Source organism: Floridaenema flaviceps BLCC-F50 (genome assembly GCF_041929275.2).
In the GTDB taxonomy this organism is placed as follows: Bacteria; Cyanobacteriota; Cyanobacteriia; order Cyanobacteriales; family Aerosakkonemataceae; genus Floridanema; species Floridanema flaviceps.
In genome coordinates, this window is sequence record NZ_JBHFNR020000001.1 from 166493 (window position 1) to 189249 (window position 22757).

Below are 22757 nucleotides of genomic sequence, written 5' to 3' on the forward strand. Positions count from 1 at the left end.
AATTAGTCATCAATATTAATTAGTCATCAATGCAAATTACTGATTGTTGTAAGTAGTTAATCAATTCTGCTTTGCTAATCTCACCCTGTACTACTTGTAAAACTAAATTATATGCTTGGTCATCTGTGAAATTCAAATAATACTTATTCAACCGCAAAAAAGTATCCATTACCGCAAAAGCCGTGCGCTTATTTCCATCAATAAACGGATGATTCATTGAGATATGATAAAGATAAGCAGCAGCTTGCTCATAGATTGTTGAATGTAAAAACTCGCCGCCAAAAGTTGCTTGTGGTTGAGCTAATGCAGATTCTAACAAGCCTTCATCTCTGGTACCAAAACTTCCACCGAACTTTTCAATTTGTCTATTGTGGATTCTCAGAACAGATCTTTTATTAAGAAACTTAGGAATTGGCAAGGCGACGATAAACCTCCTCTCTTTCTTGCTCAGATTTTAAATAAGCTTGCCATACTTCCTCGTCTATTTCCCGTTCCTCACCATTTTGCAATGAGTGAATAAACTCCAGTACTTTTACCAAAGTGGATTCTGAAGCTTGATTGAGTTCCTGAATAATCTGATCTTTAGTCGTCATAATCTGTAACTGATTAATCTAACTCCAGTTTAATATCAAAATTGGTCATTAGTCATTAGATAAAATAGATCTTCATCTGCGTTTATCTGCGTTTATCTGCTTTCATCTGCGGTTAAAAATTAGAACTTCGCAATTTAACCAAAAGCTACAAATGACTAATGACCAATAACAAACAAGTTAATAGTAACTCCCAGACTTGCGGTGATGAACAGCAGTAACGCCATCAGCTTGTAACACTTTTCCTTCATCTGCGGTAGCATAAACTAACCAATGATCGCCGCATTCCATCCGGTTTTGCACTGTACATTCTATATAAGCTAAAGCACCAGTCAAAATGGGACAACCATTTTTTGCTTCTTCAGTTTCCACATTAGCAAAACGGTCTTCTCCGGGAGCAAAACTTTTCATGAAATGCTTCCGTATCTGTCGCCCTTCTGCCAAAATATTCAGCACAAATTTATCGCCAATGTGAGTCATTGTTTCTATGGCGCGGTCTTTTGCGACAGCAACAGTAAGTCCTGGTGGATTAAAAGTTGCTTGGGAAACCCAAGAAGCTAACATAGCGCTTTTTAGGTCGCCTTTTTTGGTAGTAACTACACACAAAGAACCGATAATTCTTCCCACAGCTTGTTCAGTTCTCGCTGCTTGAGAGTCGCCTACAGGTTGACGTAATGGGCGAACTTTTTTGGATTTTTTCAAAGTTTGAGCAAAGTCGGTTCCTGCTTCTTCGCAATATTGTAATGTGGTGTCATCGGGTTTAAATTTAACGCGAATTGGTTCAAATCCAAACCGATAACCTGCGTCTTTTAGTTTACCTTCTAGCAAATCAATTGCTTCGCCACTCCAACCAAAGGAACCAAAAACACCTGCTAATTTAGTTTTTGCTGCTGTGGATAAAACTATTCCTAAAGCTGTTTGAATTTGGGTTGGTGCATGACCTCCTAATGTGGGAGAACCGATAATAAATCCATCGGCTTTTTCAATTGCGGCTTGAATTTCTGTTGGTTCAGAAAATTCACAATTGATTGTTTCAACACTGACTCCAGATTTAGTAACGCCATGTGCGATCGCCTGCGCCAAAGCAGCAGTGTTACCATAAGCGGAAGCATACAAAAGCGCCACTGTTGCTTCTTGATTTTTCTGTTGCTGACTCCATTCCCGGTAAGATTTGGTTAAATCAGTTAAGCTATAAAGCACTAACGGGCCATGACCTGTAGCATAGAATTTGACGTTAAATTCTGCTAATTTGTCTAGGGCTGTTTCTACTTGACGCGCATGGGGAGCCATTAAACAATCAAAATAATAACGTCGGTCTTCTTGGAAAATAGTCCAGCCTTCGTCAAATACTTGATCGCCGCAAATATGCGCCCCAAAAAGTTTGTCGGTGAAGAGAATTTTGGTTTGTGGATCGTAAGTACAAAGTTGATCGGGCCAACGAGGACTAGGTGTAGTAATAAATTCTAAATGGTGTCCTTTACCAATGTCTAAAGCTTCTTCGCCCTTAACTACTAAAATGTTTATTTGCTGTTCAGAAAAAGCGCTTCGGAGAGCGATCGCACCTGGATTAGAACAAACAAAAGTAATTTGTGGTGCTAATTCTATTAAAGCTTTTAAAGATGCGGCGCGATTGGGATTAACATGACCCAAAATTACATAATCGATACTTTTTGGGTCAATATATCGCTGTAAAGCTGTTAAGAAAATTTCGGTAAAAGATTCTCCCGGAGGGTCAATTAAAACGTTTTTTTCGCCTTGAATTAAGTAGGAATTAGCTGTTGTTCCCCGTTGTAAAGCATACTCAATCTCAAACTTAAGACGATCCCAAGTGCGCGATCGCATTACTACTGTATCTAAGCCGATCGGTAGAACTTGCACATCTCTTTTCTTAATTGCTTGGATCATATTTTTTGAGGTATTTGGTAAAGGTGTTTTGGGACAAACTGCTAACCAGATTCGACAGTCTAGAAAAAATGGCAACTATATCTTAGTGATGTTCGCCCGTTATATTGCCATTGCTGTCTAAAATATTAGCAGGAATTCTATAATCTTCTTGTTGCTTTTTCGCTTTTGATTCATCTGTTTCCATTACTTTATGTCTTAAAGAGAACATTTTTTCTGGATCGATGCCACTAAATGTTGGTGGTAGCCATGCTCTTACTATTAACAGTAGTGCCATAACTATCAAGAAAGCACAAGCCGATAGAATTTGTGTCCAATGCGCTTCCAACACTCCCCGCACCAACACTTCCCTTAATACAGATACAATAGAAACTTCAACTGCAACTCCGATCGATACTCTTTGTTCCTGTAAGTAAATAATTAACAGTCGGAACAATTCCACCAAAATTAACAAGAACAGAATATCTGATGTAACTACTGTAAAATTCAAAGGTGGTAGCAATTCAAAAAACATTGCTCTTAGCTGAATTGCCATCAAAGTAAATAAGCCAATGCAAAGAGAAATGATTAGTAAATCCTGAATGGTTTCTAAAACACGAACAATTCCGCCTTTATTTAACCATCCACCAGTAGTTTGCTCATTTTTTAACAACTTGTACATTTCTTGTCCCTCTATCTTGATAGTTTTCAGCATACCTTTAATTAAGTTATAAGTTAACCCTTTTCCTATCAAAATAACTAATGATTGGCATCAATAAAGTTCTCAAAATGAGCTTTGTAGGGTGCGTCCGAAAAACTAAAACTCTTTGAATTTCCCGATTTTCGGTCTGACAAACAATTAATATTAGGTACGTTGTTGCGCTTTAGCGCTAAAGAAAGGCGCTAAAGCGCAACAACGTACTGGGAACTTAAATTAGTAGTGATTTCCTACTTTTCTGTGGTGAACTGCGGTGAGAGAATCAGGTTTACTAACTCTGCCACTTTCGACAGTTGCATAAACAATATAATGATCGGTGCATTCCATCCGACTAACTACAAGGCATTCTACATAAGCCAGAGCGTCGGTTAAAATTGGGCAACCATTTTCTGCTGGCTGAGTTTTCACCCCAGCAAAGCGATCGGCACCCGGAGCAAAACGCTTTAAGAAGTGTTTCATTAAGCTTTGATAATTGCCTTCTTCCAACACATTTAAAACAAATTTGTCTCCCGTGTGCATCAAAGATTCGATCGCCCGATCCTTAGCCACAGCAATGCTAACTCCCATAGGTTTGAAACTAGCTTGAACTACCCAAGAGGCAAGCATCGCACTGCTAACATCGCCTTTTTTCGCAGTAATAATGTAAAGTCCACCGCTAATTCTTCCCAAGGCTTTATCTAAGTCACTATCGAGCGATTTCATTTGCTTAATACTGCGATCGCGACTCAAAAACTGCCCTAAGTCTGTACCCGCTTCTTCACACAGTTGGTAACTTCCTTCCGAAGGCGTTTCTGTAACTCGAATTGGGGGAAAAGCTTCAACTAAACCTAACTCTCTAAACTTGTTTCGTAGCGGATAAACTGATTCATCTTCACCGCCACCTGATTCAAACAAACCAAAACTTTGTTTCGCTTTTGCCGCTGCCAAAATTGTACTTAAACCAGCTTGCGCCACACTAGCACCGGACAAAGGTGGCATTCCAATTACAATACCAGAAGCATTGTTCACTAATTCAGTAATTTCTTGCGGATCTGCTGATTTTAGATCCATCATTTCTACAGCTACACCAGTTTTGATGATCCCGTGAGCAATTGTTTGGGAAAGCCGATCGCTAAAGCCATAATCAGAAACATAAAATACCGCTACATTAGTTTCGGCTTTTGTTTGTTCTTGACTCCATTTCCGATAGCGACCAGTTAATTCTTTAACATGGTGAAATAATAAAGGCCCATGACCTGTAGCGACGGTCGTAATTTCTGGTAATTCTCCCATCCGCTTCAAAGCTGAGAGAACCGATCGCGCATTTGGCCCCATCAAACATTCGTAGTAATATTTAAAATCCTCTTCAATTAATGCCAAATCTTCATCAAACAAGCTATCAGAACAGTAGTGCATTCCGAAAGCATCGCAAGTGTAAAGAATTTGGGTTTTGTGGTCAAAAGTGAAAATAGTATCCGGCCAGTGTAAATTAGGAGCAATCACAAATTCCAACTCATGACCGTTACCTAAATCTAATTTGTCACCATTTTTAACAATGCGGCGCTTAAATGGTTGATGAACTAAATCTTCTAAAAATTGAATGGCAACTTTTGAGCCAACTACTGTAACGTCCGGGACTAGTTGTAAAATATCTTTGACTAACCCGCTATGATCTGGCTCAGTGTGGCTGATAATTAAATAATCAATCTTTGCTGGGTCGATCGAGCCTTTAAGAGTGTCTAAATATAGTTGGCGAAACTTCTCATGGGAAGTATCCACCAACGCAGTTTGCTCACCCTGAATTAAAAAGGAATTATAAGTAGTGCCATTTTGCAGACCAAATTCAATGTCAAAGCGATCGCGATCCCAGTCGAGCGATCGAATCGCCTTTGTCTCAGCCGCAATATCTTGCGTCTGTATTGTCAACCGCTTTTCGATCTTCTCAGTGAGCAATACCATATCTAGCCTCCTTAGCTGGCAACCCAGAGGAAATTTATCTAACTTTATTCTTACATGATTAAAGTTTAAAGAATTATTAAAAAATTTATAGTACAGTTAAAAAACCTAAAAGAGTGAAACGACAGAACGACAAAAAACACAATCCTTGGTTAGCCTTGATGATCGGCAATTCCCGATTACACTGGGCTAAGTTTAACGGGACAAAATTGGTAGAAGCCTGGGATATAGAGCATTTCGGGGCTGGCGATCGAAGATTAGCTTCAGGAGAATGGAAAAAAATCCCGCTATACGTAGCTTCAGTAGTTCCGTCAGAAATCGTATTTTGGCAGAATTTGCCCAACGTCAAGATAATTAACCGTGACCAAATCCCGCTCAAAGGAATTTATTCTAGTTTAGGGATCGATCGCGCTTTAGCAGTTTTAGGTGCGGGCGCAACTTCCGGCTGGCCTATATTAGTGATTGATGGTGGTACAGCACTCACATTGACAGGCGCAGACGAACAACGCCAACTAGTAGGCGGTGCAATTTTCCCCGGATTAAAATTACAAATCAAATCCTTAGCGCAGGGAACTGCTGCCTTACCAGAAATTCCTTTACCTACTCAGCTTCCCCCCCGTTGGGCATTAGATACAAAATCAGCCATTCAAAGCGGGATAATTTACACAGTATTGGCAGGAATTGCCAACTATATGCAAGCTTGGTGGCGCGAATTTCCCAAAGGACAAATTGTGTTAACAGGTGGCGATCGAACTCTCCTATTTAGCTATTTAGAATCTTTATTTCCAGACATAGCGAAAAAAGTTAAAGTCGATCCCAATTTAATATTTTGGGGAATGCGAGATTTAGTCATTGGTCATTTGTGAAAGAAAGCTCCAAGGCAGAGACTTCTAGGGCACAACAGAAGAAATAACTCAAAACTTCCTCAACTCTTCCCAACTCAAAACTCAAAACTTTTCAAGCTATTGTAGTCACGCCATTGAGATAATCTTGTAATTGCCGATCGTGATCGTGACTCAAGTCGCCTTTGGGTAAAGATCCGATCGCAAAAGCTTCAACCTCACTCACCTCTGAAGTATCTTGAATTCCCATAGTTCCCTGCACCGATGCTTCCACTAACACCGCGATCGAATGAAGTCTGGGATCGCGATCGGGTGCAGAATAAACACCAACTAAACGATGTATTTTCACCAAATGTAATCCCGTTTCTTCCTCCAACTCCCGTTCGATTGTCGTCGGAATATCCTCACCCCAATTAACAATTCCCCCAGGTAAACTCCATTTTCCCGTATCACGACGACGAATTAAGACAATTCGACCATCTGGCAAAATCGGAATAATTGTCGCACCTGTAACTGGATGGCGAAATAAAATACCAAGTACAGTTTGAAAAAATTGCCATAGTCGAAGCATATACACCAACAATAGTACAACCAGCGATAATTTTAGCTTTTTTTATCAAATAAAAGACTTTCTGATTAAAGTCTTAGCACTATATTATCTAAGACTTTTTGATTTTTTGCCGTTAGCTGTTATGATCGACAAATGCCCTAAAGCGATACTTCTGGTTGTTTCTCAATGAGGTGAATATGTCGAAGCGCCGCAATCCCAAAAAAGAAAAGGCGCAGCGTAATAAAGCTTATGCTCGCAAGTTTCGGAAACGTCAAACTACAGGTCGATTCTCTAAGAATCGGAACTGGAAGAGCGGGAAAAGCAGTGATACCGCCGCAGAAAGTCAAGATGATGAGTTAGAAGCAGGCGGAGCAGATCAATATTAATCTGTCTGTATAACACAAAGAGAGTAGTTTGAGTGGAACAGGGGAAATAACTAAAACTAAATGAATGTTTTTGCACCCCTGAACCCTGCTCTCCCTGTTAATTTGGCGATAATCAAGCACGGCTAACAAATCCAAGCCAGGACAAGGTAACAGAATATTTGTTCCCTGTTCCCTGTTGCCTGTTCCCTTTACTAAGAGTTTTTGCTGCGAGAACGAGCGGCTGCAATAGCTTGTCTTACCTGCTCAAAACCAGTACCGCCATAACTGTTGCGGGCTGCTACTACTTGTTTGGGAGCGATCGCCTCATAAATATCGCCTGCAAAAGCTGGGTGAAGCGCTTGCCATTCTTCCAAGGTTAAGTCCTTCAACAGCTTATTCGCAGCGATACAAGTTTTCACCACTTTACCAACTAAATTGTAAGCTTCGCGGAAGGGAACACCCCTAGCAGCTAAGTAATCAGCCACATCTGTAGCATTAGAAAAATCTTCTTCCACAGCAGCGGCTAGTCGCTGGGTGCGAAATTCTAAACCTTCGCACATTAAAATAGTCATTGCTTCCAAGCAAGCTTTTACCGTTTTCACGCTATCAAACAAAGCTTCTTTATCATCCTGTAAGTCTTTGTTGTAAGCTAACGGCAGTCCCTTCATCAGCACCAATAAAGCTTGCAAATGTCCAAAGACACGCCCAGATTTTCCTCGTACTAATTCTGGCACGTCCGGGTTTTTCTTTTGGGGCATAATGCTAGAACCTGTAGCGCAGCTATCTTTGAGGGTGACAAAGCCAAATTCTTGGGATGACCAGAGAATTACTTCTTCACTCATGCGGCTGAGGTGAACCATAATTAAACTAGCGGCGCAAAGGAACTCGATCGCAAAATCGCGATCGCTAACTCCATCCATACTATTAGCGTAAACTCCGCCAAAATTGAGTAACTGGGCAGTATAATGACGGTCGATCGGGAAAGTCGTCCCCGCCAAAGCCCCAGAGCCCAAAGGCGAAATATTCACCCGTTGGTAAATTTCCCCCAACCTTTCCCAATCTCGATTTAGCATTTCAAAATAAGCTAATAAATGATGCGCTAAAGATACAGGTTGGGCACGTTGTAAGTGAGTATAACCAGGAATTAAAGTTTCTACATTAGTTTCCGCCAAATCCAGCAAAACCGCTTGAAACTCTCTAATTTGTCTGCGAATTTGATTAATTTGGTCGCGTAGATACAGCCTGGTATCCGTTCCTACTTGGTCATTACGCGATCTTGCGGTATGTAACTTTTTACCCACATCGCCTTTAAGTTCCGTCAGGCGACGTTCCACCGCAAAATGCACATCTTCCGCATCTATTCCGGGATTAAAAAGCCCTTGACGATGTTCTTGCCGAATTCGTTCTAATCCTTCCACCAATTGTTCGCCTTCTTCTGGCGAAATAATGCCTGTTTTGGCAAGCATTTTGGCATGAGCGATCGATCCAGAAATATCATACTCAATCAGTTCAATGTCAAAAGTGATACTAGCATTGAACCGAGCGATCGCTGGATGCAAAGCTGATTCAAAGCGCTGGCTCCAGGTTTGTTGTTCAGTCATTCGATTTTGGATTTTAGATTTTAGATTTTAGATTGCCCCCACAGATCGATCTGTAGCCGCTGGACTAAACGCGAAAAATTTTTCTCTTTGCGACTTCAGGCGATCGGACATTGGTACGCTAAAGAATTAAATGCAAAAATTTCTGCCTTAAGTGCAGATTTAATTCAGGAAACTATTGTTAACAGTTTGCAGCGAATTAACCAAAGGTAGTAAACCCTTTAATGAAATAGCCCAGAATTAGTCCAATAATCATAGCCCAGATTTGACCTGTTTGGACAAAATGATTCCAAGCACCTTGCACCTGTCCCCAGAGATTAGTTTCTCTGATTTGAACTGCCAACTCTAAAGACCAGTAAGGCATTTTCGCGACTAACATCGGCAGAGAATCACTTCCATAAACTTGAACCGATAACCAACTAGTCATTGTTTGCATTAGGTTAATCAGCATAGCCACTTTTCCTCACAATAATTTCCTGTTGCTTATTGTATGGTGAAGACAACCTCCAGAAAATTTTTAGCATAAAACGGTCAAAACCCGTTGGTGAATTTCCTTTAAAAATTCTCTGCTTCCCCTTGTCCCCTTGTCTCAAGAGTCCCCTTGTCCCCTTGTCCCCTTTTGTACTCGCATTACCACCAGCGTCATATCATCGCCATTGCGATTTCCTTGACCGATAAATTGCTGTACTTGGTCAAATAGATACTCCAAAATTGCTTGCGGTTCTTGGTAATTTTGACAAGCTTTCTGGAAAACTAGCATCAAATTTTCCTCATCAAAGCGTTCCCCATTAGGGCTAGCAGCTTCGGTAAAACCATCAGTGTAATAGATAATTGTATCGCCAGCAGCCAGCTGAATTTGTCCCTCTTCATACTCAGAATTAGAATCTAAACCGATCAACATTCCCAAAGTATCCAAACGCCGGACAGAATTAGTGCTTGCTTGCCACAATAATGGGGGATTATGAGCCGCATTGCTGTAAGAAAGAATACCAGTTTGTAAATCGTATTCTGAATAAAACAAAGTCACAAACCGATGGGAATTTTCTAAATCGGCATACATCACTTGATTTAAGTGTTGCAAAATTCGCCCCGGAGTGTGACCGTTGAGAACTTCTGCCCGTAGCATTCCCCTAGTCATGGTCATAATTAAACCAGCTGGCACACCTTTACCCATCACATCCCCAATCACGATGCCCCAACGTCCTTTAGTAGATGTCAAGGGGCTATTTGTGTCGCCCTCTGCGTTGTCAGTTCTTCCTGGAAGGACATAATGAGTGGGAATAAAATCATAATAATCTCCCCCTACTCGGTTTGCAGGTTGACAGCGGGCGGCTAATTCAATTCCGGGAATTTGGGGACATTGGCGAGGTAACAACCGCTGTTGAATTTCTGCACCAATTTCTAATTCTCTGTCGAGACGTTCTTTTTTGCGGAGTTCGACAGTTAGTTCATCGTTAGCGATCGCCACCGCTGTTTGATCTGCCACCAACCGCACCAACTTCTGTCGCGTTTCCGTCCAAGTATATTCTGGATCGCGACTAAATACATATAGTCGCCCTCGTTCCATTTGCTTGACTAAAATTGCTGTACCAAACAAATGAATATCCGATCCTAAATAGCGGTTTACTTGAGCATCTAAAAGCGCCAATCCTTTTTCTACTCCAGATGCTTCCTCAAGATCGAATCGATCGCTCTGGGAAGCTGCTGCTAAAGCCGTACTTTTCGCCGTCGCATCCTTCACCTTTAGAGTTGCTGTTTCGATCGCTTTGCGAATATCTATTCCCTGAAGGTTATCTTGGCAGTGTAACTGTTCTAGCTTTACTTGACCATTGGGTTTTAATAAAACTAGAGCACTACCATCAGCATCGGTGACTCTGGTTGCCATTAAGGGAATTAGCTCTAAAAATTGGTTCAGATTGTTGAATGATCTGAGCGCAAACCCTAAAGAACTCAACAAATCTTGGATTTTATGCTGTTCCCGATACAAACGCGCTACCAACTGTTTAAGCGCGAACACAGGAGTTACATCGGAGGTGTTGTCGCTGCGATCGTCGCCTGATTCAGATGAAAGTTGAGAAAGGGGCACAGTATTCATTACCTAAGCCATTTGGACTACTTTATTTAGGGATAAAAGCAATAGCAAATTGAATAGCAAGGGGTTTACCTAGCACATCAAGATGGAGAGACAAAGTACTTGTTGTTCTTCATTCTGCCTTGATTATTACTAAGAAACAAAGTTCTATCAGATCAATGGCAGGGTGGTCAACATTTTAACCGAGTCTGGGTAGCATAGTACCTTTAACTATTGGGATAAATTCTAGCGAATGATTCCACCATAACAGTATTAATATCTACCACTGGTTTATATCTAAAGATAGTATCTCCGGTACTCCTAGAATTATTCTCAATTTTTACGTATTTATACTCACTTTATTTCTCTAATTCCGTTCCCAGTATGAATTACTTTCGTAAAAGTACCCGAAAAATTTAAGATTGTTTACAATTTGCTGAGGAAAGGTAACGGTTTATGGAACCCGCGAAACCCCAGAAACCCCAGAAACCCTGTTTCTTTGTACCTAGTTTAAAACCCCAGAAACCCGGTTTCGCAGAAGTTACCGGGTTTCTTTGTACCTAGTTTAAAATATTAAGCTTCAACCACTTAACAGCGCTTCCACAAATTCGTAGCTAGAAAAAGGACGTAAATCTTCAATTCCTTCTCCCGCACCAATAAAGCGAATTGGTAAACCCAACTGTTTCACTACCGCTAAAGCTACCCCACCTTTGGCAGTTCCGTCTAATTTCGTCAACACTACACCACTGAGTTGGGCTGTTTGCGCGAATACTTCCGCTTGGCGCAAGCCATTTTGACCAAGCGTTGCATCAAGAACTAACAGGGATTCGATCGTCGCTTCTGGCGCTTTTTTGTCAATAATCCGGCGAATTTTCCCTAATTCGTCCATTAAGTTCTTTTTGTTTTGCAGTCGTCCCGCTGTATCTACTAAGAGTAATTCTGTACCCCGTGATTTGGCTGCACTAATGGCATCAAATACTACTGCTGCTGGATCGGTATTATTCCCTGGATTGGCAACTACTTCTACACCACTGCGCTGTCCCCAAACTTTCACTTGTTCCACTGCGGCGGCGCGGAAGGTGTCAGCCGCAGCAATTAAACATTTGTAGCCAGATTTGTCAGCAATGTGTGCAATTTTACCAATAGTTGTGGTTTTTCCGGCTCCATTTACCCCAGTAATTAGCCAAATATTAAATGTCTCTTTTTCCGGGGCAAGGCTACGTTTTGCCGATTTTTGCAGGGGTGATTCTAGCATTTCCCGGAGGATTTGCTTTAAGTAAGCGATCGCCGCATCCGGCGGCAAAACTTCTTGCCTTAGTTTACTTTGTAGCGCATTTATGATATAATCCGTTGCTTCCACTCCTACATCAGCTTGCAGCAGCAAAGATTCAATTTCCTCGACCGCATCTTGATTGAGTGGCCCTTGACCAACGATCGCCTTTAACTGATTAACAATATTGCGTCGAGTTTTATCTAAACCTTGCCGTAATTTCTTTAACCAGGTAATCTCTTCAATAGAAACATCTTCCGGGCGACGACCTTGGGCGGCTAAAACTTCCGCCGACCACACAAAACCATCATCAAAAGCAAAATCAGGAATTTCTTCTACAGTTGTTTCCGGTGTCGCTACCTTCGCCGCTGGTTTTACTTCCGGTTCTGGTTCTTCAATAGCTGTAGCTTTTAACCGTTCTAACCTAGCTTGGCGATCGTCCTTTGCCCAAAAAGGAACTGTAACCGGAGTTTCCACTTGCGGCGCTGTTTCCACCTCCTCAACTACATCACCAGTTTCCCCAACAGTTTCAATTACAGGAGTTTCCGGTGCCGTTTCTTCCCTAACCACACTTTCGGTTACTATTTCAGGTGCAGGAGTTTCCGGTGCAGTTTCTTCAGTAAGCACACTTTCGGGTACTTTTTCCACAGGAATTTCTCCCGTCATTGCTTCCGTAACTACAGTTTCGGGTAAGCTTTCAGTTACAGGAGTTTCCGTTGCTGTTTCTTCAGTAACAATACTTTCGGGTAATGTTTCAGTTACAGGAGTTGCCGCTGCTGTTTCTTGGGCAGTAACATTAGTTTCTGTAGTTGTTTCTGACTTCTGTTTAGCCTGAATATTTTTATAAGCAGCTTTTGCCCAAGCTAGATAATCATCCGCAGCTTGTGGTTGAACCGAAGCCGAAGGCTCAGTTGATTCTACCTTAGACTCAGGAGGCGGAGTCGTTTCTGGTTGTTTCTCAGTTTTTTCTTTATCTTTATCGTTATATTGACGACGAAACCAGTTAAAAACCATAGCGCTTACATTTCCAGATAGTCACTAAACAGTTATCCAGCTTTTCAATAAGGGAAAAAGTTAAAGGAAAACTTTACCTTTTTCCCATCACTTTACACCAATTATTAACTACTGATTGGTGATTTGAGTTTGTCGCTAACTCGACGTAAAACCCCATTGATAAATCTGTAACCGTCTTCACCGCTGTAGCGTTTAGCTAATTCTACAGCTTCATTTATAGCGATGCGTTCAGGAATGCCTAAATAGAGGATTTCGCAAACAGCAATTCTGAGGATATCGCGATCGATCCTAGCTAACCGATTCAATTGCCAATCTACCATTGCTGACGACAACAGTTGATCCACTTCCTCGCGTTTAACCATCATATTCCGCACGATATCTTCCGCATAATTGCGAACATCTCTTTGGTTCGCCAGCTGAATAAATTCTGGGATTTCCACCGAACTACCCATGCGGTTAATTGCCCCAGAAGCCAATTGTATAGCCTCTTGTACCATCGTTCTAGCACTTTGGATATCCACAGCACGAGTTTGGCTGTTTAATAAGCGATCGTCCGCACGTTGTAATTCTCCAGCAGCTTCCTCCAAAGCCTCTTTAACTTCTGTAGTCAAAGTTCGGATCGCCGCAATAATAAAATCGGGGATTTCCTGTTCCGAAATCTTTTCGGGATTTGTCGGCATCTGAGATAAACTCAGTAAAGCCAATTCACGCGCAACTTGACGAGACTGCATAATATTTCCTGTGATTTCTAAATTTTGCTTTTTTTGTTGATTGTGGAAAACCTAATTTTAGATAGCAAGTAGCAAATTGACTTCTTGTAGAAGAAAGAGAAATTAGGCAGGGGGGACTATTGGAACTATTGGGACTCTTGGGAGAAGGAGACTCTTGGGAAATTAAATTAACTCAAAACCGGATCGGGATTTATGGATTTACATTCAGGATCGGGATTAAGAAACAGGATTAATCAATAAATCTGGCAAATCTGTAAATCCTGAAAATCCCGATCGAACTTTCCCCTAACTTTCTTCTAAGGGTAAGACTTGCAGTTTACTTTCTGGTAAGGAACTTTCCAACTGCCGATCGGGAAACCGGGGAAGAGATGCGGGGGCTAAAGGACTAGGGCTAACAATACCACCGGAGATAATCACCTTAAAGGCTTCTTCTACCGACATACCCAAGTCTACCACTTCATCTTCTCGCACAACTGCATACCAACCTGTCGTCGGGTTGGGTGTAGTAGGAATAAATATACTCAGCATTGGTTGATTGGACAAGTGCGCTTGCATCTCATTGCCCAGAGTGCCTGTAACAAATGCGATCGCCCAGATTCCCCGCCGGGGATACTCCACCAAAATTACCCGGCGAAACTTCCCACCGCTATCCTTCAATATAGTTTCTAGTAATTGTTTGAGCGTTTTATAAACCGCCCCAGCTAACGGAATCGCGTGTACTATTCTCTCGCCAAAATCCAACAACCAACGCCCAACAAAATTCCGCGCCATTAAACCAATTAGCAAAATACTCAACAGGGGAACCGCTAGCCCCACAGCGAGATCCAGCAAATCAACTAAAATTGGATGTAGCCCATCAAAAGGATTTAGCCACTTGGGAATTCGGGTGAGAAAATCAATCACCCAAGTTGCTATAGTCACCGTCAACCAAATAGTGGTAGCAAGGGGAATCACTACCAACAAACCTGCGATCAGGTCATTTTTTAAATCCTGCTTCAAACGTTGAAACACAGACTGCCCACTCTACTATCTACCCTGCTAAAAAAATTATAAAACTTAAAAACTAACCCCTCTTTCACTTTGCCGTACCTTAAGAAAGCGGTTTTCCCGCTTTGGCAGGCAATTGATTATAAAAGAGGCTAATGATGATAGTATCAGCGATTACACTTTTCTGCATCTAGTTTAAAGGCAGGAAAGCAGGTAACGAAAAAGCTAGCAAAAAACGAACTATTCAAGTTTATATGCAAAATATTCGTATCCGAAGCTCTTTGTTCAAAGTTTTACCGGAGTAGCGCCCCTAATCTGTTGTTTTTCAGGTAGCTTCCGCTTTCACCCTTCTTACTTAAATGTGGTACTATATTTAGTACTAGCTTTACAGGAGAGCAAACCATGAGAAAAACACACCATAGAATTAGGAAAAAATTTGAGCATGAGTCAACTAGAAAAATTAGTCAAATTATTTCTGTCCTATCCAACTGAAGTTCGTTATCAAGATGCTAAACGTTTATTAACAGCTTTCGGTTTTGAAGAAGTTCGATCAAAAGGGAGCCACCATATTTTTCGCAATCAAGATGGACAGATATTACCTATACCAAAGCAGGGAGGTAAAAAAGTTGGAGAACGTTATATAGAACTGATAATTGAGGTGCTCAGATTGGAGGAATATGATGCCCAAGAAAAAGATGACTGAGCGAAAATCACTAGAATTTTACCTAAGCTTAAAATATCCTATTACCCTCTACCCCGATCCCGATCCTGAAGTGGGTTATGTAGTTGAAATTAAAGATTTACCTGGCTGCATAACTCAGGGAGAAAACATTGATGAAGCTATGTCTAACATTGAGGAAGTGAGGGAATTGTGGATAGAAACTGCCTACGAATTTGGAGATGATATTCCCTTACCTAAAAGTGGGAAAGATTACAGTGGCAAGGTTTTACTCCGAATGCCTCGATCGTTGCATCGACAATTAGTAGAAAGTGCTGAACGTGAAGGAGTCAGTTTTAATCAATATGTAATATCTCTATTAAGCGAAAGGAACGCTTTAAGAGATACTGAAAGCATCAACAATCAACTCGAAAAGATTTACAAAGTTCTTTCTGAGCAAACAATTACATTAACTGAACAACAGATGGAGACTTTCAAGCAATTAGTGGCTGTAAATAATGTGATATGAATATGGTCAATGGTGCGTTACGTTAACACGCGAGAGCACCCTACGGATAGGGACAGAGGGCGCATCTGTAGGGGCGGGTGAGAGCAGATGACCTCTCTCACCCACAGACAATCTGTGAACAAAACCCGCCCCTACAACTCAAAATTTTCCCAGTCCCCAATCCCCCCTCTAAGTAGAAGAACTCAATTTAGCCGAGTCGGTAGTTGCTTCCTCAATGGTAGATTCAGAAGTAGGGAAGTTGTGAGTTACTTCAAAGTTGGGTAAAGGCAGATGCTTCAATTCCCAAACTTTGAGCATAATGAGATATTCGTAAAAAGCTTGTAGGGTACACCAAGCAAATCCTGCCCTGCCATCAAGTATCCCTCCCAGGATAAAATACATATAAATGAATCGGATTAAGGGTCGAAATGGTAAACGCAGAGATAAATCTTTGAGTGCCCTTCTTCTTTCTACTTCGCTTTGCCCAAAAAACAAATCTCGCCAGTTAACGTTACCTTGTTGTAGCTGACGGAGAGTTTCTTTTGCTTCGTCTGTGGAGTAACGGTTATGTTTTTCAATCCAGCGACTTAATCCTTTACTACAGGTGTAATGCGGGTAAGTTTCTTTGAGAAAACTGGTAGGACCGTTACAGACTTCTCGTTCTGTGTGACCATAATCAGTGAACCAAACTTTGTCTTTGCGGAACAGACGCATTTGGTAACGAGGATATTGGGTGCTGCGGCGAATCCAGCTACCCATGAATGTGACTCTTTCTGCTACGTAGTAACCGATGTATTCCTGACTTTGTGTTGCTTGTAGACATTCCTGAAATAGTTCAGGAGTCATGCGTTCATCAGCTTCTAGGATGTATACCCAGTCGTATTTGGTGGGGATTGATTGCAGCATCCAGGTGCGCTGTTGTCCGTGACTTTCAAATTTATGCAGAAATGTTCGTACTGGGTAGCGATTGGCAATTTCTACGGTACGATCGCTCGACAGAGAATCTACTACAATCACATCGTCAGACAGCATTGCTGACTCAATGCAAGCGGCGATATCAATTTCTTCGTTATAGGTCAGGATGTAAATCGAGATCATGTAAAACTTCCAATTAGGCGAAAAGATAAAGATTTTTTGGCTATTGGTTGAAAGCGGGACATTTTGGCGAGGGAAGGGAACTCCTGAACAGGGAACAAATATTTCTCTTACCTTGTCCCTACTTGGGTTGCTAGCCGATTTTCGATCTTTGCCTTAGAGTACCCTGACGATCGACTCTGACTATAAATTGCTCAAAGTCTTTTTTCTAACGCTTTGGTGGCTGACTTTTCCGGGGTGCTGATGGTAGGGACACTAAACCCCTTAATCCCGTTCCCGCTGTCATAAAAAAGCCTACTGCTAATAAAACACTGCTGATCCCGATTTGAACTTGAGATTTTAGTGCCGCAGTTTTAGCTTGACTTTCTAATTGTTGTTGGCGTTCCCGAATTTGGGTCAGAGTTTGGTTACTAAAGCTTTTCGCTTGTTGATTTAAGAAGTCATCTAGTACTTGGGGATTTGCTTTGGACTGTTGAAGTATATCTCTGACTTCTTTGGGTACTTGTTGATTGTTTACTGCTTGGTTGAATTTTTGGTCGTCTTTGAGTAATTCCCCAATTTGGTTTTTAATTAGGGTGCGTCGCTGTTCTACTTGGGTTTTAAAAGCATCACTATTTAATTGAGTTTCTGCTTGTTTGGTTTGTTCGGCTACTCGCTCGATCGCTGTGTTACTCTGAAGCCGTACATTATTGACGTGCAAAGGTGCAATTAGCAAGTAAACTAACCCTAAAATTCCCGAAAGTCCCAATGCTACTAATTTGACAATTTGCCAAACAGGGGCACCTTTCCCAGATGCGTCAGCTACACTATCAATCCAAACGCCAGCAAACAGGAATGCCATCCCTACTAAAGGGATAATTCCCCTTTCTACTAGCTGAGTTGTCAGGTTGATTTGCCATCCGCGATCGGTAGGATTGAAGGGAATTAGCAGCGTGAATGCGTCTACTAAAAAAGACACTATACAGATTAGTCCAATCAACTTGAGAATTAAAGCCGCTGGTGGAGATAATGGACGGTTTGTACTTGCTTTCATGGCTGTTTTTACTAAAATCTTGAATCGTTTAGTTGAATACGATCGTTAACTATCACTAGTCTGTCATGGGTTTTCTGGTGCCCACAGCGTTCCGAGTTGTCTGAAAGCTTGATTTATCAAGCTTTCAGACTTTTTTAAACCTTACTTTTTTCCCGACGCTGGCTCAGACATTTAATAATTATTTAGGAGTTCCTCTGATTACTTCCATTTAATATGGATGAGTATCCCAACCCCCTGCAAATCATATTCTATTACCTAGAATGCCCTCAAATTTCCAGAAACTCACAATTTGTAAACCTTTTTTCGGGTTGTTCGCCCCCTAGTCATAAACTGCTACGCATTTAAATTTAATATTTAGGCTGATGGGGAAATGGGGGGATGGGGGGATGGAAAGAGGTATTGACGGTTTTTGCCTAACACCAAAAATATACAATTTAGATGCGCTTTAGCTTATCTGCCGATCTTATAGTCAGCTTTTAGTACCTGTTCAATCAGTGAATTCCCTGTACAATTATTGAATGTTGCTTACAGCTTGATGGTAAAAATAATTTAGGATCATCCTCTGCTGAGTAAACCCAAACAGTTGTTAATCTTAAAATTAGAAAACTTAATCATGGACAAAGTAATCCGGGGACTTATTTTTGTTGTAGATGACAACATTGATACCGATCAAATCATTCCCGCTGAATATCTGACCTTAGTCCCCTCTAAGCCAGATGAATATGAAAAGCTCGGTAGTTATGCGATGATCGGATTACCCGATCGCTACGGCAAATTTATCCCCACTGGGGAAATGAAAACCCAATACCCAATTATAATTGCTGGGGAAAACTTCGGTTGTGGCTCCTCACGGGAACACGCCCCGATCGCACTAGGCGCATCCGGCGTACAAGCAGTCGTCGCCCAATCCTACGCCCGGATCTTTTTCCGCAACTGTTCCGCTACCGGAGAACTCTACCCTTGGGAATCTACAGAACGTTTATGCGATTCCTTCACCACTGGTCAAGAAGTTACCATTGATTTTGGCAACAATCAATTAATCAATCATACACTAGGGACAAGTTTCGACCTCAAACCACTAGGAGAAGTCGGCCCCGTAATTGATGCAGGCGGCATCTTCGCCTACGCTAGAAAAACAGGCATGATTTCTAGTAAAACTTGATTGTTACCCACTATCGCCCGGACATGGTGACGCGGAATATTCCTTCCCTGTTCCTTGTCCCCTTAGCCGATAAAATTTGCAAACACTTAACAAGGCTTTACAATAAGATTTGACAAAACAACTCCTAGCATCAGAATTATCCTGACTATGCTACTCAAATCTACAACCCGCCATATCCGCATCTTTACTGCTGAAGTTGAAAACAACGAATTGGTTCCTAGTGAAAATGTATTAACTTTGGATATCGATCCAGATAACGAATTAAATTGGAACGAAGAATCCCTGCAAAAAGTTTATCGCAAATTTGATGAACTAGTTGAAGCTTATAACGGCGAAGATTTAACTGAATATAATCTCCGACGCATTGGTTCTGATTTAGAACATTTGATTCGCGCCATGTTACAAAAAGGTGAGATTAGTTATAATCTCAACAGCCGTGTAGTCAACTACAGCATGGGTTTACCCAGAGTCGATTCCCAGGGCGAATTAAAACCAGCATAAATTAAACATAGGCAAGGGGAAAGGAATCAACCAGGACTTTACCCCTTACCAATTCGCCAATTTTTTAGGATTAAGTTAGCTATTTTTTCGGCAAATCTTTCTGTTGTTGGATTAAATTTTTTAAAGCTAACTGACGATTGCTCATAAACCGATGCCAAAATCCCGGAAACAAGTCATCCATAGTAGCAACTATAGCCCAAGTTTCTAAGTTCATTAATCGGGCTAAATATTCGCGAGAAGTTTTCAGTTCATTAAGTTTTTCTTGAATTTCACTAATGGGAGAAGGATGAATTGAGGCAATCTTTTCTCGCGGCGGATGATGCAATAAGTTTTCCCACATAGATAACACCCTGATGTTTAAGATGGGCTTCAACAGTCAGACTAAAGATAAATTTAAATAAAAAATACCTTTAGCTACAATACTGACAGCTTATGTTTGGACAATGAAGAATTCTCTTTCAATCTAAACCAACAAAGGGGAAAACAAAAGCGGGGTGAAACCCCTACTTGAAATGATAGAATCGACCCATCAAAAATCTAAAATCGGATGAGCGGACAAAAATCTATTAATCCCTGGAACTACAAACCTTGGTGGTGTCAGCCTTGGTCAATTCTACTGACGGGTATTATATTAATTAGTGGTAGTTGGTTCATTTGGCGATCGGTTTGGCTAACGGTAGTGATATCTCTGCCAATATTGGCTTGGATGGGTTTCTTTTTACTAGTTTGGCCGCAATTAATCAGAGAAAGTGGCATCCTGGAACAGTATCGAACACCAACATCAGACCAAAATGAGAGTAATTGATTCAGACTCAAGCGCTAAAATAAGCGATGATCCGTTCTTTTGTTCCAATGGCGATCGGTATGAGAAAATGATATGGGAGATACTGCACAAATTATTTGCTCTAATTTAAACTGTCAGGCTCCCAACCCAGAGACTCACAGATTTTGCCAGCAATGTCGCACTCCTTTAGTAAAGCGTTATTTATGGGTAGTGGGAAAAGGAGTAGAGGCCCTAAAACCCGGAAAGTCGATCGGGGAACGTTTTTTGTTCAAAGAGGAGCGAATTCTTCTAGATACTCAGCCTGGGATACCTTTGCCTTATACAGAAGATATTGCTGATTGGATATTACCCTATCTGCGATTATTTCCCTATCAGCTGCACCTTCCTCAAGTGTATGCAAAACTACCACCACATAAAAAAGGTAAGTATAAAGATATTTGGTTATTAGAAGCAGCTCCGATTCAGGTGATTCCCAATCAGAAGCCGTCCAAGTCACCTGTATTAGTTTTATTACCAGAATTAACGAAAGCTTGGCAAGATGCTACGGCAATGCGTCAGTTAAATTGGTTGTGGCAAATTGCTCATTTGTGGCAACCTTTGGAGAGTGAAGGGGTAGCTGCTAGTTTATTAAATTCGGAGTTATTGCGGGTAGAAGGTCAAGTGGTGCGGTTGTTAGAATTAGAGAATTCGCCAGCACAGGAACCTACTTTAAGACAATTGGGACAGTTTTGGTGGCAATTAGTACCCAAAGCTAAACCAGAAATTGAGCAATTTCTCGAACAACTCTGTCAACAAATGATCGCACAAGAGTTGGTCAGTAGTGAGGAGTTGATGGCAGAATTAGACCGAATTTTACAGGTAGTGGGTCGATCGCAAACCTGCTCTTATCAAATTATTACCCTAACAGATACCGGGCCGACCAGACAACGCAACGAAGACGCAAGTTATCCTCCCCCATCGTCGCCGGGGGTAAAACAGGGGGAAAATAGTCACAGTCTATCTCCTACAGTAATTGTCTGTGATGGGATTGGGGGACATGATGGGGGAAATGTGGCTTCTCACTTAGCCATTGAAACTGTACAACAGTGGTTAGATAAGTTTCCCCAACGCTTAGATAGTAATCACTTTGAGTTAGTATCACAGTTAGAAAATTCGGTTTTTGAAGCTAACGATCGCATCAGCCAACGTAATGATAACGAAGGACGTTCCGAACGGCAAAGAATGGGAACGACTTTAGTCATGGCAAAAGGTTACGTCCATGAAGTTTATATTACCCATATTGGCGATAGTCGCGCTTACTGGATTACCCGCACAGGTTGCCATCAAGTTACCTTAGATGATGACATCGCATCGCGAGAAGTGCGCTTAGGTTATTCACTATATCGGGAAAGTTTACAACAAGCAGGAACAGGCGCTTTAATTCAAGCATTGGGGATGAGTTCTTCTCATCATCTTCGTCCCACAGTGCAACGTTTTATTCTTGACGAAGATTGTATTTTTCTGCTTTGCTCAGATGGACTTAGCGATAACGATCGCGTAGAACAAAATTGGGATAAAGAAATTCTCCCCGTCTTGGAAAAGAAAGTCAATTTGTCCACAGCCGCAGCTAAACTAATTCAAATTGCTAACACTCAAAACGGTCATGATAATGTTACCGTCGGTTTAGTTTACTACCAAGTTAAACAAAACTCGCCACAGCAAACACAAGCAGCAGGGAACAAGGAACAGGGAATAAAGATTAATTCTTCATCTGGGAAACCAACTGAAAATAATCAATTCTCACAACTCAAAACCCGTTTATTAGTAGCCAAAAATAACCCACCTAGCTTATTCCCACTTTTAGCAGGAATCACTTTTTTAATAGGTTTAGGCGGATTACTAGTTTACCTTTGGGTTCCAACAATAGGTTATCGAGTAGATAGCTTAGTAAGTAAAATTAAACAGCAACAACAACCAACTCCAACCACTACTCCTACCCCAACCAATAACCCAAAACCTGCCGCTTCTTTGAGTGTAGGAACCTTGATTCAAGTTACAATTCCCCCATCTCCAACCAACCAAAATCAGAAAACCCTATGGCTGCGTCAAAGTTCCCAACCTCCCCAAAATCAATCAGTCATAGGCAGCATTCCTCATGGTAGTATTTTAGAGATTGAACGCAAAGACTTACGGCAGCAAGAAAGCTGGCTGTTAGTAAAAGTTTGCTCCATTCCCCAAGAACCAAAAAGTAACAATCCCAAACCACAACCGAATCAAGCAGTGTCCTCTACATTTCGGGTAATTAAACCAGGAGAACGAGGCTGGATTAAAGAAACTGAGAGTCAACCATATATTCAAGAATATTCTCCTTCAGCATCGCCAGCATCGGCAGGGTGTTATTCTTCCGATCGAGTTTAGCAAAACCAAACTTTTGTCACCCCAATAGCATCAGAAACAGTTAAAGAATCGATAAACTGATAATTGA

General features: G+C 41.3%; 22 protein-coding genes and 1 pseudogene. 8 read left to right on the forward strand and 15 right to left on the reverse strand.

Features of this window, described 5'->3' with window-relative positions:
• Positions 1-19: 19 nt before the first annotated feature.
• The 5 genes from ACE1CI_RS00760 to ACE1CI_RS00780 form a co-directional block, all read right to left on the reverse strand.
• A complete protein-coding gene (locus ACE1CI_RS00760) occupies positions 20-418 on the reverse strand; it encodes a type II toxin-antitoxin system death-on-curing family toxin (protein WP_413261561.1) in 399 nt (132 codons plus the stop codon).
• Complete coding sequence (locus ACE1CI_RS00765; protein ID WP_413261560.1) at positions 405-593, reverse strand: DUF2281 domain-containing protein; 189 nt, start codon at positions 591-593, stop codon at positions 405-407. Before ACE1CI_RS00765 ends, ACE1CI_RS00760 begins: the two co-directional genes overlap by 14 nt.
• Before the next feature lie 177 nt (positions 594-770).
• The gene (locus tag ACE1CI_RS00770; RefSeq protein WP_413261559.1) at positions 771-2495 is read right to left on the reverse strand and encodes a diflavin flavoprotein; all 1725 of its coding nucleotides are present in this window, start codon (positions 2493-2495) and stop codon (positions 771-773) included.
• Between the two features lie 82 nt (positions 2496-2577).
• The gene (locus tag ACE1CI_RS00775) at positions 2578-3153 is read right to left on the reverse strand and encodes a phosphate-starvation-inducible PsiE family protein (RefSeq protein WP_413261558.1); all 576 of its coding nucleotides are present in this window, start codon (positions 3151-3153) and stop codon (positions 2578-2580) included.
• A 252-nt stretch (positions 3154-3405) separates the two neighbouring features.
• Positions 3406-5127, reverse strand: coding sequence for a diflavin flavoprotein (locus ACE1CI_RS00780; protein ID WP_413261557.1), 1722 nt, complete (start codon positions 5125-5127; stop codon positions 3406-3408).
• A gap of 158 nt (positions 5128-5285) precedes the next feature.
• Between ACE1CI_RS00780 and ACE1CI_RS00785 the strand changes: the two genes are divergently transcribed.
• Positions 5286-5990 carry a pantothenate kinase gene (locus ACE1CI_RS00785; protein ID WP_459563984.1) on the forward strand — a complete coding sequence of 235 codons (705 nt, stop codon included), beginning with the start codon at positions 5286-5288 and terminating at the stop codon, positions 5988-5990.
• Between the two features lie 91 nt (positions 5991-6081).
• On the opposite strand, the gene ACE1CI_RS00790 is transcribed toward ACE1CI_RS00785, so the two are convergent.
• Positions 6082-6537, reverse strand: a complete 456-nt coding sequence (locus tag ACE1CI_RS00790; RefSeq protein ID WP_413261555.1) for an NUDIX domain-containing protein — start codon at positions 6535-6537, stop codon at positions 6082-6084.
• A 176-nt stretch (positions 6538-6713) separates the two neighbouring features.
• On the opposite strand from ACE1CI_RS00790, the gene ACE1CI_RS00795 reads away from it, so the two are divergent.
• A complete protein-coding gene (locus ACE1CI_RS00795) occupies positions 6714-6902 on the forward strand; it encodes an Asl3888 family RNA-binding protein (RefSeq protein ID WP_413261554.1) in 189 nt (62 codons plus the stop codon).
• A 191-nt stretch (positions 6903-7093) separates the two neighbouring features.
• Here the strand turns inward: ACE1CI_RS00795 and argH are convergent, their stop codons facing one another.
• The 6 genes from argH to ACE1CI_RS00825 all read right to left on the reverse strand — a co-directional run bounded on the left by argH (position 7094) and on the right by ACE1CI_RS00825 (position 14576).
• The gene (argH, locus tag ACE1CI_RS00800; RefSeq protein WP_413261553.1) at positions 7094-8482 is read right to left on the reverse strand and encodes an argininosuccinate lyase; all 1389 of its coding nucleotides are present in this window, start codon (positions 8480-8482) and stop codon (positions 7094-7096) included.
• 196 nt (positions 8483-8678) lie between these two features.
• Positions 8679-8930, reverse strand: a complete 252-nt coding sequence (locus ACE1CI_RS00805) for a hypothetical protein (protein WP_413261552.1) — start codon at positions 8928-8930, stop codon at positions 8679-8681.
• A gap of 138 nt (positions 8931-9068) precedes the next feature.
• Positions 9069-10574, reverse strand: a complete 1506-nt coding sequence (locus ACE1CI_RS00810) for a SpoIIE family protein phosphatase (RefSeq protein ID WP_496615176.1) — start codon at positions 10572-10574, stop codon at positions 9069-9071.
• Between the two features lie 556 nt (positions 10575-11130).
• Positions 11131-12834, reverse strand: a complete 1704-nt coding sequence (gene ftsY, locus ACE1CI_RS00815) for a signal recognition particle-docking protein FtsY (protein WP_413261550.1) — start codon at positions 12832-12834, stop codon at positions 11131-11133.
• A gap of 104 nt (positions 12835-12938) precedes the next feature.
• On the reverse strand, positions 12939-13565 hold the full coding sequence (nusB, locus tag ACE1CI_RS00820) for a transcription antitermination factor NusB (RefSeq protein ID WP_413261549.1): 627 nt from the start codon (positions 13563-13565) through the stop codon (positions 12939-12941).
• Between the two features lie 285 nt (positions 13566-13850).
• Complete coding sequence (locus ACE1CI_RS00825) at positions 13851-14576, reverse strand: DUF502 domain-containing protein (protein ID WP_413261548.1); 726 nt, start codon at positions 14574-14576, stop codon at positions 13851-13853.
• A gap of 418 nt (positions 14577-14994) precedes the next feature.
• On the opposite strand from ACE1CI_RS00825, the gene ACE1CI_RS00830 reads away from it, so the two are divergent.
• Both ACE1CI_RS00830 and ACE1CI_RS00835 read left to right on the forward strand, forming a co-directional pair.
• Positions 14995-15255 carry a type II toxin-antitoxin system HicA family toxin gene (locus ACE1CI_RS00830; RefSeq protein WP_413261547.1) on the forward strand — a complete coding sequence of 87 codons (261 nt, stop codon included), beginning with the start codon at positions 14995-14997 and terminating at the stop codon, positions 15253-15255.
• Positions 15230-15595 (forward strand): annotated as a pseudogene (locus ACE1CI_RS00835) (type II toxin-antitoxin system HicB family antitoxin); the annotation flags it as partial. The gene ACE1CI_RS00830 and the pseudogene ACE1CI_RS00835, both read left to right, overlap by 26 nt.
• A 312-nt stretch (positions 15596-15907) precedes the next feature.
• Here the strand turns inward: ACE1CI_RS00835 and ACE1CI_RS00840 are convergent.
• Together ACE1CI_RS00840 and hpsJ-B are read right to left on the reverse strand one after the other, a co-directional pair.
• Positions 15908-16816, reverse strand: a complete 909-nt coding sequence (locus tag ACE1CI_RS00840) for a glycosyltransferase family 2 protein (protein ID WP_413261545.1) — start codon at positions 16814-16816, stop codon at positions 15908-15910.
• A 205-nt stretch (positions 16817-17021) separates the two neighbouring features.
• Positions 17022-17846 carry a hormogonium polysaccharide biosynthesis protein HpsJ gene (gene hpsJ-B, locus ACE1CI_RS00845; RefSeq protein ID WP_496615177.1) on the reverse strand — a complete coding sequence of 275 codons (825 nt, stop codon included), beginning with the start codon at positions 17844-17846 and terminating at the stop codon, positions 17022-17024.
• A 613-nt stretch (positions 17847-18459) separates the two neighbouring features.
• Between hpsJ-B and ACE1CI_RS00850 the strand changes: the two genes are divergently transcribed.
• Together ACE1CI_RS00850 and ACE1CI_RS00855 are read left to right on the forward strand one after the other, a co-directional pair.
• Positions 18460-19008, forward strand: a complete 549-nt coding sequence (locus ACE1CI_RS00850; protein WP_413261543.1) for a LeuD/DmdB family oxidoreductase small subunit — start codon at positions 18460-18462, stop codon at positions 19006-19008.
• Between the two features lie 147 nt (positions 19009-19155).
• A complete protein-coding gene (locus tag ACE1CI_RS00855) occupies positions 19156-19509 on the forward strand; it encodes an NAD(P)H-quinone oxidoreductase subunit M (RefSeq protein WP_413261542.1) in 354 nt (117 codons plus the stop codon).
• 79 nt (positions 19510-19588) lie between these two features.
• Here the strand turns inward: ACE1CI_RS00855 and ACE1CI_RS00860 are convergent, their stop codons facing one another.
• Positions 19589-19849, reverse strand: coding sequence for a hypothetical protein (locus tag ACE1CI_RS00860; protein WP_413261541.1), 261 nt, complete (start codon positions 19847-19849; stop codon positions 19589-19591).
• Between the two features lie 207 nt (positions 19850-20056).
• Between ACE1CI_RS00860 and ACE1CI_RS00865 the strand changes: the two genes are divergently transcribed.
• A complete protein-coding gene (locus tag ACE1CI_RS00865) occupies positions 20057-20314 on the forward strand; it encodes a DUF6737 family protein (RefSeq protein WP_413261540.1) in 258 nt (85 codons plus the stop codon).
• 72 nt (positions 20315-20386) lie between these two features.
• Entirely contained in the window at positions 20387-22690 is a 2304-nt protein-coding gene (locus ACE1CI_RS00870; RefSeq protein ID WP_413261539.1) for a protein phosphatase 2C domain-containing protein, read from the forward strand.
• The last annotated feature ends 67 nt before the right edge of the window (positions 22691-22757 follow it).